Here is a 16,135-nt window from a genome sequence, read left to right as displayed (position 1 = left end):
TAGTAAGGAACTTTAGTTATTAGTAACTAAAAGGTTTAAGAAAAGGCAGAAATCATTATTACAAAATTAATTGCACAATCAATTTCTATTGAATAGCTTGCCTGAATTCCCGCATTGCCTGAAGGTGATTTTCAATATGGATACACCGGGTCAATAATACAATATCTAAGTCTGGCAGAACTTGAGAGCGATCGACCTCTGCATATCCATCTTCGCCCAACGAATACAAACGCAGCCTACCATTTTCCCAAAACCAAACTTCAGGAATTTCGAGACGTTTGTAAGCTTCCAACTTGTTAATACCGCCGCTAGTCACCACCACTTCCACCGCCACATCAGGAAATTCTCGATTAGCCCCTAATTCGTAAGACAAATCCGCTTGTCGCTTCACCATTCCCGTTTCACTTTCCAGCGTCACCGAACCCGTTGGTGTAAAGTCAATCCCTGCGTATTCCAAATAAATATCCACCAGCGTTGAAATCCGCTGTTTGGCAGTTTGGTATTTTCTTCCAGGCATACGTCTAATCTCCAATACCCCATCTAAAAACGACAGCCTCACCCCCGGACGCGAGAGCAACTCTTCAACAGCCTTAAACTCTCTCCAACTCAGCTCGTCAATTAAGATAGGTTCATCGAGTCCTTCTAACTTTTCTAAAGTTGTCGTCATCCCAACCCCTCCTTACTCAATCCAATCTTAATTATATCTGCGTTCCTCTGCGCTCATCTGCCTTTATCAGCGGTTGCAATCCCATCTACTGTCCCAAATTTCCCTTGTACTCGTCCGGTACAAATTCCGTAACCACTTGGCCGCCGCCACCGTCGCCTTTGACAATCACAGTTTGATTTTTCAACTCTCCCGCCGCCCTCGGTCCAGTTAAATTAAACACCGGATTTAGTTGCTTGTAAACGACATTTCCTTCGGCGTCGAAAGTCTGATTAGTTAAATACCACGTTACGCTATCTGTATTTAATTGAGCTTGACGTTTTTCGCCAATTCCTACCACATTCCCAGTCAAATAAAAAATTTTTTTCTCTAAATCTCCCCGCCCCGTATCCCCAGTCATCGTCACCTTTTCCACGCGGTGAAAAACCTTCACAGGCCCAGGTGATACCACAGATTGCGCCGGAAAATTCCAACTCATCAAACTGCTTTCTATTTGCAGCGGCGGGTCTGATGGCATCAATTGAGCGTTTTTTGTCAGCGTCGCAATCTTGGTTTTTAAGTCTACATCTACTTGGTCGGCAAAACCGCTGTCTGTTACTATTTTATCTTTGTATCTGTCAATTTGAGTCGGTTTGTCGCTGTTTACCTTTTGTTGATCCACAAACCACACTAAGTGCTCGGTCCGCAATTGCAAAATCGGATCTTTAACATTTGCCACCACAGAACCGAATAACTCCATCCTCTTAGCCCTGCTGAAAACCCGCGCTTCCTTCGCTGAAGCCGTCACCTGTTTGTTCTCTCCCGTCAAATTGTTGCGGACAACTAAAACATCCTCCTTTGGTCGCCACTCCAACTCATTTCCGCGCAATACCACTCCATTTTTCAGGTCTGTAGCGACTATGTTACCTTTGAGAAAAACTTGATTTCCTTCCTGAAATACCTGGCCAGTTTCTCCCTGAATGTCGTAAATTTCTTTGCCGTCTTGAAACAATTTGCCCACAGGTTTCTGAACGTTAACTATTTTTTGGTCTTTACTGTAAACGGCATTTTGCGAGTTTACTTTCCAGAACGTCTCGCCCTTTTCGTTTGCTTGTTCTAGAGTTACTTTGTTCAAAGTTAAAGTGCTGTTTGACTGTTGAGCAGTTTTGAGATCCTCAGCTAATTTGTTCTTTTGAGTCTCTTGCGGAACCGCACAAGCACCAATCCCCAAAATCAGTGCTGCTAAAAATAGCAGCCTCAATTTTGGGGATTTGAGATTGAGAATTTTGGATTTGAAATTAATCATTAGCAATGGGGAATTGGTAATCGGTAATTGAAAAGTGGGAATTGGTAATTGGTAATTGATAATTGGCTATTGGAAAACACTTAATCAAAAATTAAAAATGTGTCATTTTTGGTCTAAATTTTTAACTTTTAATTCTCAATGATTCAACCCATTAACCCTCACCCCTTACCCGTTACCCATTACCCATTACCAAATCCCTATCTGTCGTCGTGTTCCTCCATCAAGCTCAGACCCGACAAAGGGCGGTAAGCATAATTAGGGCGCGATGTTTTTTGGATGTCGTCTTTAATCATTTCCAAATCGATATAGCGATCGGCTACATTAATCAAACTGTCGCTCGTCATCGATCGCAAACTCACCACCTCAACCCGCACGCCGCGATAGCTGACAGCATCCACAGCATAAGCCAAATCGCCGTCACCGCTGACCAGAACAGCCGTGTCGTAAGACCCCACTAAAGCCATCATATCAACAGCGATTTCTACATCTAAATTGGCTTTCTTAGAACCGTCAGGCAACTGTACCAAATCCTTAGAAATCACCCGGTAGCCGTTGCGGCGCATCCACAGCAAAAACCCCTGCTGTTTCTCGTTAGTGCGATCGACACCCGTGTAGAAGAAAGAGCGCAGCAGCCGCGAACCCGCAGTTAAACGGCACAGCAGCTTAGTGTAATCAATCTCAATTCCTAACTGCAAAGCCGCGTAAAAAAGGTTAGAACCGTCAATAAAAATTGCCACTCTACCACGATTTTCTAGAACCTGTTCCGGCGTAAAAAGGTCGTTGCTTTCTATTCTATTCAACATGATTGTTATGCCTCAATTTTTATGAAAGATTGGTAAGGAAATAACTGCTAATTCGTAGTCTGTCATAACACCCAGAGCTCTGGCTGCCAACTATGAAGGTACTGTTTACAGCAGTTCGAGCCGCTTAAAAACAGGTTGGGGTTCCCCCAGAGTTTGGTTTGCCGGCAAAGCGCCCCAGGCAGCATGAGCTGCAAAATTCGCTAAACTGTTAACTGTAACTCGATCGTTAAAGTCAATTGAAAAACCTAGCTGCTGATAGATAGCGTTGCTGATATTGGGAATAATCGGCGATAAAAGGTAAGATGCTAGTCTAACAGATTCCAGAACAGAATATAGCACTTGTTCGACACTTTCGATCTGTCCCTGCTTGTACAAACTCCAAGGTGCTTGCACGTCAATAAACTTGTTCCCGGCTCGAACTAATGCAAGCACGGCTTCGCAAGCCTTGCTAAAAGCCAAGTCTTCGTAAAAACCCGCTACTTGCTCGCCCAAATCCCGGCTCATAGCTTTGAGAAGGTTGTCGCCCTCAATGTTTTCTCCCAACACATTCGGTACGCAGCCACCGCAATATTTGCGAGCCATGTTTAGGGTACGATTAAGCAAATTCCCCAAATCATTTGCTAGCTCAGCATTCAATATATTGATAAACCGAGTTTCGTTAAAATCGCCGTCCTCTCCGAACTCAATTTCTTTAAGAAAATAGTAACGCACTGCATCAGCGCCGTATTTGTTGACCAATTCGACAGGGTTTAAAGTATTACCCTCCGTTTTCCCCATTTTTTTGCCGTCTTTGGTCAAAAACCCGTGTGCGAAGACGCGACCCGGCACCAGTAGATTTGCTGACATCAGCATTGCCGGCCAGTAAACAGCGTGGAAGCGAAGAATATCTTTGCCGATCAAGTGCAAGTCAACCGGCCACCATTTAGATAAAGCATTCTCCAAAATCGGGTCGCTGTCCGGATCTAGCAAGGCGGTGACGTATCCCAGCAAAGCGTCAAACCAGACGTAGATGCTGTGACTGGGGTCAACTGGCATTGGCAGACCCCATTCGAGATTCACTCTAGAAATCGAAAAGTCTTGCAGTCCAGAGTTGACGAAACTGAGCACTTCGTTGCGTCGGCTTTCCGGCGCGATGAAGTCGGGACGTTCTGCGTACAAGGCCAGCAGTTGGTCTTGATACCGCGACAGACGGAAAAAGTAATTTTCCTCGTCGCGCCACTCAACTTCCTTGCTGGTGTGGACGGAGCACCGATTTCCCGGCAACAATTCCCGTTCATCCTTGAATTCTTCACAGGAGACGCAGTACCACCCTTGTTGCTGGTTCAAGTAGATGTCGCCGGAGTTCCAGACGCGCTGGAAAAATTCTTTGACAATGTACTCGTGACGCCGCGAAGTTGTGCGGATGAAGCGATCGTACTGGATGTCGAGTTGCTCCCACAGCGCCTCAAACGCCGGAACCACTGAATCGCAGTGAGCTTGGGGCGATCGTCCCAAACTCTCGGCTGTGCGCTGAATTTTTTGCCCGTGTTCGTCCGTCCCCGTCACCAGCAAAACAGATTTGCCCCGCAGCCGCTCAAATCGGGCTAGGGCATCCGCAGCCATAGTCGTATAAGCGCTGCCAACGTGAGGTAAATCGTTTACATAATACAGAGGCGTTGTTATCGCAAAGGTATTCTTAGTTTTATCAGTCGATTTCATTGAATGTTAAAAGAAAATTCCCTAAATTTCGTTTCGATCTTAACTCAGCGGTTAAATTTTTTATGGAGTGGCAATCAAGCCAAATTTACTGCAAGTTATGTGCAATTGTCTAACCCGGGCTATTCCCAAAAGAAATATTGCTTTCATCTCCACACTAATCTTTTTTAGTTGTTTTTGACGAACTCTCTAAAATGTCTTAATATTTTGACATTCTGCTGCCTTGGGAAGCGACGAGCGCAGGGTTCGCGCCTCCTCAATTTATTTGTCGCAGCCGCTATCCCTAGAGCGGGCGATCGCCCACCAGGATTGCAACAGAACTCATCAGTTCGGCTGCTAAACCTGCCATTTGACTAACACTCCGCTACCACTTTCTGTAAATGCGCGATCGCTCCCCATCGCAATCTTTTTCTCCCAATCGCCGGAAAGTCGCTTCCCCCTAACTCCTGCCACTTTCCGAGCCGCTCATGGACGCAGAAACAGGGTTGTTTACGAAACTCTCTTGTCAACCGCGAAGCTTTAGTTTCTTGCCCCAAAAAGAGTATCAAACCCGCATTCCGAACCCTCAACTGTTACTATCGGTTTTTACTTATTTTGAGCCAGCAATAAAACTATAAATCATACTATAATACCGTAGATTAACGGATAAAGAACTTTTTCAATACATAATTTGTTACTTTGAATATATAGTTTTCTGCGTAATTATGCTGTATGACATCCCAGGGTGTGGAATGTGGGATAAAAGCGTAGGTTTTTTCTCATAAAACCCGGTTTTTAAAGGTTGCGAGTACATCCACAGACAATAAAACCCCAAGCCAGTTAAGCTTGGGGCTATCACATTAGGGTGCATCTAACAAGGGATGATCCGATCGCCCTCCTCGATCGCCATCAGGAAAACTCACTCGATTTCCGCCAATAGCTTCTGACAAATAATCGGCCGCAGCTTCCACCACCGCGATCGCATTTTCGTAAACCATCCGCGTCGGCCCCAAAACCCCAACACTACCCACTGGCACTGATCCCCGGCGGTAAGTCGAAGAAATTAGAGTACAGCCACGAATTGGTTCCAAGGAATTTTCCGAACCAATACGCACAGTTACCCGCTTGCCGGGGGTGTCTAACTCAGGTGATTCAAAAATCAAAGGCCAAAGCAGTTCCTGCTCTTGTTCGAGCAATTGCACCAGGGTTTGAACTTGCTGCAACTGCGAAAACTCAGGCAAGCGCAGCGCTTCTGCCAAACCGCCGATCAGAATCCGCGTGTAGGTTGGATGGCTTTGGCGGCTGCTCAAAGCAGTCAGCATGGTTCCCATCCACTCAGCGTACAGCTCAAATTCCCGGTCTAACTCGCTCCAGTCTACAGCCGAGAGTTCCGAGAGCGATCGTCCCCGCAACTTGGTGTTCAAAAAATTTGACAAAATCTGCAATTCGCGATCGACGATTTCGACATCAGGCGTGTTACCTTCTGCGTCCCTCGGCAACTGCACCAAAACCGACTGAGTTTCGTAGGCATCCGTCACCACGATCAGCATCACCTTTCCCGGCTCTAGCTGCACCAGTTGCAAGTGGCGCAAGCAAGCCATATTGGTTTGCGGTATGGTGATCATTGCTATGTAACCGCTGATAGTTGCCAGGATTTGAGCAGCGCCACGGAGTGCCGCGTCCATGCGACCATCCGACCAATTGAGTTGGTCTAGTACCTGTTCCACCTTGCGGGCCAGCGTATCAGACGGCTGAATCAACTGGTCTACGTAAATTCGGTAGCCGGAGTCAGAGGGGACTCGTCCTGCCGAAGTGTGGGGCTGATAAAGCAGTCCAGCTTTTTCAAGAGTCCCCATCGCATTGCGAATGGTAGCTGGGCTGACGCTGAGGTTGAATTCGTCAGCCAAAGCTTTTGAGCCAACGGGTTCCGCTGTAGCTATGTAGTGGCGAACCGTTGCCCAAAGGATGTGTTGTTGCCGATCGGTGAGGTTAACGCGCACAGATATTTAAGCAGAATTAGAATTTAGAGTTGAAAGCCACTATTTAATTGAAACGTCTGTCCCAAGAGGGCGATCGGGCAGACTTATCTATTTAACATAACAGATTTTAGATTAAGGAAGAAGTCAGTTGTTATTGGTTATTGGTTATTGGTTATTGGTTATTGGTTATTGGTTATTGGTTATTTGTAAGTTTTAATGCCCCATGCCCCATGCCCCATGCCCCATGCCCCATGCCCTCTAATCATGTTCTTTCAGAATATTTTGCAGATAACTAGCCACTGCATCCGGCTGTTCCACCATTGCCAAATGGCCACAATCGGGAAGCTGAAGGACATTCTCGCCACAACCTTGGAACATCCAGTGAAAGCTAGCCAAATGCAGCACGTATTTTGGTTCCATAATTTTGTCTTTAGTACCGGCAATAAAATAAACAGGCTGCTTGAGTTGGGAGACAATTTGTGGCAATAGGTGAATCTCCGCTTCTGTGGTGGAATCCAACAAAGCCCCCAAAGCTGCCTCTGGATGAGCTCCCACGAAATCTATTAAGCGCTGCCGTCCCCAGGATCTGCCGATCGAGCGGGCTACAGAATCGCGGGCAAACACGTAATCTGCTAACGGCAAGCGAGGCAGCCAGCCGGGACGCATTGTCACTAGCTGCTTGCCAACCGCTCGAAATCGCTCGAATTCTTCCTTAAGATAGATGCCGCCCCCTGCATTGATGCAGACCACGCTTTTAACGCGATCGGACAATTTGCTGGCTCCCCAGAGAGCGATCGTACCGCCGAGAGAGTGTCCCACCAGCCAAGCAGAAGATATATCGAGTTTTTCGAGTAAAAGTTCCAAATCGCGAGCGTAAGCTGCGGGAGTGTAGCAGGAATTTAGCGGTTCGGAACATGGGCGATCGTCGCCGGAGTCCGATTGAGAATCGCCAAACCCCCGTAAATCATAGGTAAGGCACTGATAGTTTGATGCCAAGCGATCGGTCAAAGGTTGCCAGTAGCGACGGCTTAACAGCCAGCCGTGGACAAATACCAGAACCGGGGAAGTTGCCGTCGGAGCCGTCAAATCGTAAGCGTGCCGAACCCCTAGGATGTCGATGGTTGCCATAATTTTATCCTATCCCGAAATCAACACAGAGGTATCAGTAGTTCGATCGGGCGATCGGCTTGGTTTAACTTTCTCCACACTAAGGTTTTGACCAAAAACCAGGTTTCACGCCTAGTCAGTGGTATCCCTAAAATCGCTCGCCTAGCAATCTTTGTCGCACCCCCTCAGCGATTTTCTGTCCCAGATACTCAGGAATTAAACTTTCATTGGGTCCCAACAAGTAGAGAATCAGGCGAGTTCGCCCCCGCCAAACCAACAAATTAGCATTTACGACCAACAAATCCTCTTGCCAGATGGCATACATAACTTTGTAAAAAAGTCCAGGTTGATTATCTGCTTCAATCAGCAAAGCTGGCAAGTGGAAAACCGGATCGACGTAGAATTCAGTTGCCACATCCTCCAAACCCGCGTCTAAATTAAATTCCACCGCCAACATCTCTTCAACCTCAAAATGCCCCGCCAATGCCTCTCGAACGGCTCTACAGACATTTTCTGCTGTTTTATCTGCCAGTACCTTGCCACCGCGAGATACTACCAATTTGATAAATACCAGCATGGGCGGGTAAATTTGACCGTACAGACTCAGACTGTGAATTGTCAGTCCGTAGGCCGCGAGCACTCCAAAAATATCGCTCAGTAGAAAAGACTGGTTCCGGTAAGCAAAATGCAGCGCACTTTTATTACCTTCGGCTCGGATTTCGATGACTGCTTGCCGAGTTTTGTAAAGTTGGTAAGCTAATTTGAGGTTTTGCAGTTGGATTTCGCTGCTGACAAATTGCTCATAAAACTGCGGAAACGCTCGGTTAAAGCGCTTGAGAAGTTCTAGTGTAGATGGTTTTAAACCCGAAGCCATAATTGAGGAGAAGGTGCGGGAAATATAATAGGTATGGACTCTTCCATGCCTTATGGCAATGGGATTTTTGATTCGACGATTCGACTTAAATTGTGCCCGTCTCCTCACTAAAAGCAAAAGTCAAATCTGTCAGAGAACTTATCACGAGAATGTCACCGTTGCGCCATTCCAGTGGTATTTCCCACCAAGGGTATAAGTTCCGGCGCGATTGTCGGCACTCAAAAGAAGCATTTCCCAAAATGCCTCTGTCCTGGTTCGGCAACAAATTTTACCTTAAAAGCGGGTTGTCCGGGCACTGGCTAGCAGAACAGTTCTACCAAACTTGACAGAATCAAAAAAAGCGCAGACTCAATGTTGGACGACAAATCCCTGTTTTCGGCGTAAGATGAGTGTACCGTAAACTGTTCCTCAAGAGGCTAACGGCAATTGATCCTACGCCGATTGGGGTGGGTTTATCTGTCTGGTTCTCTTTCTCGTCGTCCAACTTCTACTACCTTAACCGCGCCTGCATGGGTTTTTGGAAAAACTTATTTAGTAGTTCTGAGTCTGCCTCTGTGCCCCAAACAGCGGATTTTGAGGAAGATGTGGCTGTTGGGTTAGGCGATCCGCTTTCCCCAACGTTTCGCAAACCCGCCAGCGGCAACGCTCGCATCTTTTTCAGTTGCGATCGGGACATTGACCTCTACGAACTCGAAGAACTTTGTAATGCAGTGGGTTGGTCCCGCCGTCCCCTGCGTAAAGTCAAAAAAGCTATTCAGCACAGCTTCCTAGTCGTCTCTATGTGGGAGATGCGGGGCAGCCAGCGACGGCTGGTGGGTTTCGCCAGAGCGACTTCAGACCATGCTTTTAATGCCACGCTTTGGGATGTGGTAGTTCATCCTGACTACCAGGGCAAAGGCATGGGCAAGGCGCTGATGAAATACATCATTAAAAAACTCCGCAGTGAAGATATCAGCAACATTACCTTATTTGCTGACCCTCAAGTGGTGGATTTTTACCGCAATTTGGGCTTTATGTCCGATCCAGAGGGAATTAAAGGTATGTTTTGGTATCCAGATTAGCAAGCGAGGTGCAGGTCGGCGTTGATTTGTTGAGGATATACAATACAATATTGACGCTGCCAACACCGAATGCACCTGTGCGCTGCAGTCAGTGAGGCGTGGATGTATCTCGGCATCAGGGCCGTTATGAAGCTCTGCAAGTATTGTCAGTCGATTTGAGCAGAGCACGATAGGAGCTAGGGGCTGGTATGGGTTTTTGGGTGGGATCAAACCGCACAACCTAAAAAAAACTTCGCCTTAGCTGCATCGAGAACTAAATATTTAATAAAGCTTGACAAGCAAGCGGTTTTGTGCGTTAATTGTTAGAGGTTAGCTAACTATAACACCGGGATGTAGCGCAGCTTGGTAGCGCGCCTGCTTTGGGAGCAGGATGTCGCAGGTTCAAATCCTGTCATCCCGATCGCACAATGTTAAAGAATAGATTGAAGCAGAACTGTCTCTGATGTTTACATTTCGTCAAAATGAAAACAAATTGAGGCAGTTTTTGCCGATCGTGTTAAGTCGCCAGTCTTTGCGTTAATGTGTTTCAGGATCGCTCCTGATGGAAAAAACATGAAATCATTAGTTCGTTTGGGCGCAATATTGGGAATTGTCGGCAGCACTCTGCTGGGTTCCTTAGCAACAGACAATATGTCGGCGCTAGCAATCCCCGAGGCGCAAATTTTGGAAAAGTTGCAATCTGTGCCTGTATTTACGATTACGGATGCTCAGGGTGCGTTCCTGACGGGTTCTGTCCCCAAACAAGGTCAAGGTCAAAGCGGCAATACTTCGGTAGTGGTAATTTTTATCAGCCAGAAAGATGCTCAAGCTTACGCCGAAAAACTAAAAACGACAGATCCTCAGTTGGGGGCGTTGGCGCGCGTGAGACCCTTGTCCCTGGGAGCAGTTTATCAGATCGCTCAAGCAAATAAAGGCAAGCCGGATGAGGTGCAGTTTGCTTTTGTTCCGACTCCGCAGCAAGTGCAGTCGGCTAAAACTGTACTCCAGCAAGCTGGGCAACAAGTTAACGAGTTAAACGGTGTACCTCTGTTTTTTGCCACTGGGGGCCCGGAAAATGGCTATTTGACGATTCAGCAGGGTCAGAAAGAGGAAATTCCCCTGTTTTTTAACAAGGAGGAATTGCAGGCAATGGTGGAACTTTTCAAGCAGCAGCAGCCGAATGTAACTACTTCAATTAAGATTGAGGTGGTGAACTTGGAGAGGGTTTTGGAAGCTTTGCGTACTGAGAACGACCCGTTTTTGAGCCAAATGATTTTGATTCCGTCGCGGGAGTCTCTGGAATTTGTGCGCTCGCTCCAACCTGCCGGTGCGGGCCAAAATCCACAGGTTGCTCCGGCTCCAGCTCGACCGGCTCCAGCTCCGGCTCCAGCTCGACCGGCTCCAGCTCCGGCTCCAGCTCGGCCAGCTCGCTAATAGTTAGTCAGCAGTCATTAGTCATCAGTCATCAGTTATTACTCATGAAATAGTAGGTTGGGTTTCTCGACTCAACCTACTATTTACTAATTACTAATTACCAGTTAGCAATTAACAATTACCCCTTCCAAAAAAGTATTATGTTTGTTTCTGGTTTAGAGCTTTGGCAGTGGGTGAATCAAGCTAAAACAGAGGCGATTACCTATGACATTCCCCTAGCAGAAATCGACTGGCTGCTGAAAGAGCTGGCGGGTTTGGATAGGTTGGCTCTGCGTTTGGAGTCGTTTAAAGATTTGCCAAAAATAGAATTAAAGTTGTCTTTATCGGAACTTGCTCAATTGTGGCAGTGGCGCTTGCAGGAACGGGTGCCGGTGCAGTATTTAACGGGAGTTGCACATTGGCGGCATTTTTCGCTCAAAGTAACGCCGGCGGTGCTAATTCCGCGTCCTGAAACGGAATTGCTGATCGATTTGGCTGTAGAAGCTGTTAAAAGCCGTTTAGAAGCAGAAAATATCAATCAAAAATCTACCCCCCCTAACCCCCCCTTAGTAAGGGGGGGAGAAAATTTAAACTTCTCCGAGGTGCGGGGGGGAGAATTTGCCAAATCGCATTGGGTGGATTTGGGGACGGGCAGCGGGGCGATCGCGATCGGCTTGGCTTCTGCGTTGACAAATGCTAGGGTTTATGCGGTAGATTGCAGTTCGGAAGCTTTGGCAGTGGCTCGACTGAATGCTGAGAATTTGGGCTTTGAATCGCGAATTAATTTTTATCAAGGTTCGTGGTGGGAACCGCTAGAATTTCTCAAAGGTCGCGTTAGCGGCATGGTGTCTAACCCGCCTTACATCCCCAGCAACACGGTTCTGACTCTACAACCGGAAGTTTTGAAGCACGAACCTCATCTGGCCTTAGACGGTGGTTTTGACGGGTTAGATTGCATCCGGCATTTGGTAGAAACGGCTCCCGATTATTTAGAATCCGGGGGAGTTTGGTTGGTGGAGATGATGGCGGGACAAGAAACGGCGGTAGCTGATATGCTGCAAAGTCACGGGAGTTACGGTGAAGTTCAGATATTTTCCGATTTAGCAGGAATCGATCGGTTTGCCTTAGCGTATCGACGTTAGGTTTAAAGAATATGTCGTACTTCTAAAATCTCAAATCTCAAATCTCAAATCTCAAATTGCATGACACAAGTTTTGATCGACTCCTTGATTCAAGGGGCAATTTCTGGTAATCATATCGTCAGTTTTCCTACAGATACTGTACCCGCTTTGGCTGCGCGTCCCGATCGCTCGGAGTTGATTTTTGCAGCTAAACGTCGCAGTCAAGACAAACCGTTGATTTTGATGGCCGCATCGGCCCAGGCCTTGTGGCCTTACGTGCAGGGAAGTCCAGCAGAGTTAAAATTGTGGCAGCAAGTAGCCGAATTCTATTGGCCGGGGGCGTTAACTTTGGTGCTGCCGGCTTCGCCAAAAGTCCCGGCGGCTCTCAATCCCATCGATCCGAGTACAATCGGAGTACGAGTGCCTGACTTTCCCCTTGCCCTAAAGATTTTAGAGCAGACAGGCCCTTTGGCTACTACCAGTGCCAATTTATCCGGCCAGCCGCCTCTGGAGTCGGTGACAGAAATTGAGGCTGTGTTTCCCGAAGTCTTGACATTAGTTCCTTCTGAATTAGCAACAGCGACAACAGCTTCGAGTTTGCCTTCGACTGTCGCTAAATGGACGGGCAGCGAGTGGGAAATATTGCGACAAGGCGCGATCGAGTTAGAATGCTAAAAGCTAAACTCCAAGGCAAAGCAATATGGCGCCGATCGGCTGGAGCGACTTTATATATTTAGGTATGGGACTGGGGCTGGGTTTGGGAAGCAGTTTGATTTGGCGCCGGCGGCAAAAAAGCTCGCAACAGCCCGAACCTGCGCCCAAAGTGGCACCTCCTCCTCAAGAAATTCACTTAGAGAAGTTTGATGCCCTTTCTGACCAACTTAAGCAAACTCAATTGGCTTATCAGATGGCATCGGAGATGAGCCAATTTAAGGCGGGTTTTTTGGCTCGAACTTCTCACGAGTTGCGATCGCCCCTGAGCACTATGATTGGTACGCTGCAATTAATTCTCTCGGATTTGTGCGACGATCCTGCTGAGGAACGAGAGTTTGTCGAGCAAGCTCACGCCGCGGCACTCAAGCTGGTGAAATTAATAGATGAAATTATCTCTGTTGCTAAAACTGAACACGGCACTGAAAGGATGGAGATTGAGCCGATTCAGTTAGCTAAGGTTTTTGACGAGGTTGATGATTTAACTTACTTGCAAGCTGCTAATCGCGGCATTCGTTTGGAGATATTGCCGCCAGATCCGGGGATTTATGTATTGGCAGATTTGCCGAGGTTTAGGCAAGTTTTAGTCAATTTGGTAGATACTGCTGTTGCTCAGATGGAGGAGGGGAGTATTTCTGTGTCTGCCCATGCTTCGCCGGAATCTGGATACGTTCACATTTGGGTGGACGATCAGCGTTCAGTGAGTGCTTGGAGCGAGTCTTGGGATTTGCTGAAGCACGATTTGGAGTGTGATGTTACTAAGAGCAGCGATAATTCTCAGGTGTCTTCTGGAATGAGGTTATTGATGAATCAGACTCTTTTAAGTTTGATGAGCGGAAAGTTGGAGGTTCTGGCTGTGCCTTCTGAGTCCGAAGAGTGCAATTTTAACCGGACTCAGTGTTCTATTCCTCTGGCAACTTTGTGATGAAGAAAGTTCGGCCACGAGCAATCTACGGGATGAAACGGAGGTGGGGAAGAGGACTAAGGATTTAACAGATTTAACGGAGGTGGGGAAGAGGTTCGAGGGAAGATGAAAGAAGGAAATTATTTAGAGGGAGTAAGGTGCGCCCTTACGCACCCTACATATTATAGATTTTGATGCCAATCGGGTGATTATTTAACAATTAGCAGTTAGCAATTCGCCGTTGCTAATTTCTAATTCGAGATTCTCTTCTAGAAGCTGATTTTCAAGTACCATTGTGGTGCTAGCGTTTTTCTGAAAACCGATGCGCTCGTAGAAGCTTTGTTTGTAAGTTGTCATCAGGTAAACTCGCTCTACTCGGCACATCCGAGGGTGACTCAAGACGGTTTGCACTAATTTACGGCCGAGTCCTGCACCTTGGTAATCCGGGTGAATGGCGACATCCCAGATGGTAGCTCGATAAATCCCATCTGAGGTGGCTCTGGCAAAGCCGATCGCCCGTGAGCCGTCCCAAACTGTAACAACGGGTTCGCTGTTGGCGATCGCAATTTCCCAATCTTCTATCTTGCGTTCCCTCGCCCAAAAGGCGGCGGCTTTAAATAGTTCTTGGATCTGTGCGATGTCTGCGCGATCGCGACCTATACAAAATTGAATGTGACTGGAATCCCTAGTCGTTGATGTCATGCTCAATCTTCCTTCAACTTGTATCTAAACTGTGTTGATTTTACTGTCTTAGCGGGTATCGTTGATTTTGCTTGGGAACAATCAATGATTTAATTCCCGATTTACAAAACTATTTTTATTCATACATATTTTCTAACTTATTTCGGTGATTATTAATACTTTTTGGGGTAAATTTTGTCAAAAAGTCTTTGACTCAAAATTCCCAACTTATAATTCCTACCATTTGAGATTTGAGAGTTGAGATTTTAGAGGCAAAGGACTGATTTGGTATGGGTTTAGAGTTCGCTTGCAGAGAAACCAATTTTTTTGTAGTTACAGCCCACCGCACTGACAAAAAACCCGGTTTCTGAAAGTCTAGATGCGTAATTTAGAGCTTAATATATGGCGTAATGGCTCAAAAATCATCTATCGATCGAGAGAGGTGTTGACTCCACGGGAACACCCGAAGATTGTGCTTGGGTGATTATTAATACTTTTTGGGGTAAATTTTGTAAAAAAGTCTTTGGCTCAAAATTCCCAACTTATAATTCCTACCATTTGAGATTTGAGAGTTGAGATTTTAGATGCGAATGACTGATTTGGTATGGGTTTAGAGTTCGCTTACAGAGAAACCAATTTTTTTGTAGTTACAGCCCACCGCACTGACAAAAAACTCGGTTTCTAACAGTTTTGATGCGTAGGTGAGAGCTTAGTATATGCCGTAATGGCTCAAAAATCATCTATCGATCGAGACAGGTGTTGACTCCACGGGAACACCCGAAGATTGTGCTGTGGAGTCAATTCTCTAACGTCTAATCTCAAATCGAGTGAATCAGTTTTTCAGCCAGCGGGCGGCGTCTTTGGCGTGATAAGTCAAAATCAAATCAGTACCAGCACGCTTGAATCCTGTCAAAGTTTCCATCACTACTCTTTCTTCATCTATCCAACCGTTGAGGGCGGCGGCTTTCACCATCGCATATTCCCCAGAAACGTTGTAAGCAGCAACTGGCAGGTTAGTTGCTTCTTTCACGCGCCAGATGATATCCATGTAAGCTAAAGCGGGTTTAACCATGAGCATATCTGCGCCTTCGGCAATGTCGAGAGCTATTTCTTTAAGAGCTTCGCGGCCGTTTCCCGGGTCCATTTGATAGGTGCGCCGATCGCCAAATTGCGGAGCAGAATCTGCAGCATCCCGGAACGGGCCATAATAAGCTGAGGCGTATTTGGCCGCGTAAGACATGATGGGAATATCTTCAAATCCAGCGGAGTCCAGTCCTTGGCGAATTGCGCCGACAAAACCGTCCATCATTCCCGAAGGGGCGATAATATCTGCACCGGCTTTAGCTTGAGCAACGGCGGTTTTCTTCAGCAATTCTAGTGTCGGATCGTTCAAGACGCGGCCGCTTAAATCTCCGACTTCCAAATAGCCGCAGTGACCGTGACTGGTATATTCGCACAGACAAGTATCGACCATGACGATTAAATCTGGTACGGCTTTTTTAACTGCTTCCGTCGCTTTTTGGACGATGCCACAATCGTGCCAAGCACCTGTTGCGTCTGTATCTTTATCTGCGGGAATGCCGAATAAAATAATCGCGGGAATGCCGAGGTCGTAGACTTCTTTTGCTTCTTCTACTATTTTGTCTACCGATAGCTGGTAAACTCCCGGCATCGATGTGACTTCTTTAGCAAAAGCTTCCCCCGGTACAGCAAATAGGGGGTAAATTAAATCGCTGGTTGTCAAGATATTTTCGCGTACCATCCGGCGGAGTTGGGGATGGTTGCGGAGGCGGCGGGGGCGGTGAGTTGGAAACATAATGTTTTTTTTACGGTAGATAAAGCCCTGTTTTTGAGGACTCGCGGCGTTTCTTTAAAAGTC

General features: G+C 46.8%; 15 protein-coding genes and 1 tRNA gene. 6 read left to right on the top strand and 10 right to left on the bottom strand.

Annotated features, from left to right (window positions below):
• Window positions 1-85: 85 nt before the first annotated feature.
• The 8 genes from QUA10_RS03130 to QUA10_RS03095 form a co-directional block, all read right to left on the bottom strand.
• On the bottom strand, window positions 86-667 hold the full coding sequence (locus QUA10_RS03130; protein ID WP_333080999.1) for a Uma2 family endonuclease: 582 nt from the start codon (window positions 665-667) through the stop codon (window positions 86-88).
• Between the two features lie 85 nt (window positions 668-752).
• Window positions 753-1,949 (bottom strand): LPS export ABC transporter periplasmic protein LptC, encoded by a 1,197-nt coding sequence (lptC, locus tag QUA10_RS03125; RefSeq protein WP_333080998.1) that lies wholly within the window; start codon window positions 1,947-1,949, stop codon window positions 753-755.
• Between the two features lie 197 nt (window positions 1,950-2,146).
• Window positions 2,147-2,752, bottom strand: coding sequence for a LabA-like NYN domain-containing protein (locus tag QUA10_RS03120; RefSeq protein WP_006631885.1), 606 nt, complete (start codon window positions 2,750-2,752; stop codon window positions 2,147-2,149).
• A gap of 105 nt (window positions 2,753-2,857) precedes the next feature.
• On the bottom strand, window positions 2,858-4,450 hold the full coding sequence (metG, locus tag QUA10_RS03115) for a methionine--tRNA ligase (protein WP_333080997.1): 1,593 nt from the start codon (window positions 4,448-4,450) through the stop codon (window positions 2,858-2,860).
• 836 nt (window positions 4,451-5,286) lie between these two features.
• Window positions 5,287-6,432: a heat-inducible transcriptional repressor HrcA gene (hrcA, locus tag QUA10_RS03110; protein WP_445243550.1), complete on the bottom strand. Its 1,146-nt coding sequence runs from the start codon at window positions 6,430-6,432 to the stop codon at window positions 5,287-5,289.
• A 231-nt stretch (window positions 6,433-6,663) separates the two neighbouring features.
• Window positions 6,664-7,533, bottom strand: coding sequence for an alpha/beta hydrolase (locus QUA10_RS03105; RefSeq protein ID WP_333080995.1), 870 nt, complete (start codon window positions 7,531-7,533; stop codon window positions 6,664-6,666).
• A gap of 127 nt (window positions 7,534-7,660) precedes the next feature.
• Window positions 7,661-8,386 carry a hypothetical protein gene (locus QUA10_RS03100; protein ID WP_006631881.1) on the bottom strand — a complete coding sequence of 242 codons (726 nt, stop codon included), beginning with the start codon at window positions 8,384-8,386 and terminating at the stop codon, window positions 7,661-7,663.
• 85 nt (window positions 8,387-8,471) lie between these two features.
• Complete coding sequence (locus QUA10_RS03095) at window positions 8,472-8,648, bottom strand: hypothetical protein (RefSeq protein WP_333080994.1); 177 nt, start codon at window positions 8,646-8,648, stop codon at window positions 8,472-8,474.
• Window positions 8,649-8,895: 247 nt separating this feature from the next.
• On the opposite strand from QUA10_RS03095, the gene QUA10_RS03090 reads away from it, so the two are divergent.
• The 6 genes from QUA10_RS03090 to QUA10_RS03065 all read left to right on the top strand — a co-directional run bounded on the left by QUA10_RS03090 (window position 8,896) and on the right by QUA10_RS03065 (window position 13,596).
• Window positions 8,896-9,447: a GNAT family N-acetyltransferase gene (locus QUA10_RS03090; RefSeq protein ID WP_172187348.1), complete on the top strand. Its 552-nt coding sequence runs from the start codon at window positions 8,896-8,898 to the stop codon at window positions 9,445-9,447.
• 326 nt (window positions 9,448-9,773) lie between these two features.
• Window positions 9,774-9,847, top strand: a tRNA-Pro gene (locus QUA10_RS03085).
• 152 nt (window positions 9,848-9,999) lie between these two features.
• Window positions 10,000-10,860, top strand: a complete 861-nt coding sequence (locus QUA10_RS03080) for a Tic22 family protein (RefSeq protein WP_333080993.1) — start codon at window positions 10,000-10,002, stop codon at window positions 10,858-10,860.
• Between the two features lie 140 nt (window positions 10,861-11,000).
• Window positions 11,001-11,981: a HemK/PrmC family methyltransferase gene (locus QUA10_RS03075; protein WP_333080992.1), complete on the top strand. Its 981-nt coding sequence runs from the start codon at window positions 11,001-11,003 to the stop codon at window positions 11,979-11,981.
• 60 nt (window positions 11,982-12,041) lie between these two features.
• The gene (locus QUA10_RS03070; protein ID WP_333080991.1) at window positions 12,042-12,635 is read left to right on the top strand and encodes an L-threonylcarbamoyladenylate synthase; all 594 of its coding nucleotides are present in this window, start codon (window positions 12,042-12,044) and stop codon (window positions 12,633-12,635) included.
• Window positions 12,636-12,660: 25 nt separating this feature from the next.
• Entirely contained in the window at window positions 12,661-13,596 is a 936-nt protein-coding gene (locus QUA10_RS03065) for a HAMP domain-containing sensor histidine kinase (RefSeq protein ID WP_333080990.1), read from the top strand.
• Between the two features lie 192 nt (window positions 13,597-13,788).
• Here QUA10_RS03065 and QUA10_RS03060 read toward each other — a convergent pair whose 3' ends face one another.
• Window positions 13,789-14,277: a GNAT family N-acetyltransferase gene (locus tag QUA10_RS03060; protein WP_333062152.1), complete on the bottom strand. Its 489-nt coding sequence runs from the start codon at window positions 14,275-14,277 to the stop codon at window positions 13,789-13,791.
• Window positions 14,278-15,088: 811 nt separating this feature from the next.
• Complete coding sequence (gene hemB, locus QUA10_RS03055) at window positions 15,089-16,072, bottom strand: porphobilinogen synthase (protein WP_333080989.1); 984 nt, start codon at window positions 16,070-16,072, stop codon at window positions 15,089-15,091.
• Between the last annotated feature and the right edge of the window lie 63 nt (window positions 16,073-16,135).

It is taken from the genome of Microcoleus sp. Pol8_D6 (genome assembly GCF_036700965.1).
Lineage (GTDB): Bacteria > Cyanobacteriota > Cyanobacteriia > Cyanobacteriales > Microcoleaceae > Microcoleus.
This window is presented reverse-complemented; position numbering and strand designations above follow the sequence as displayed.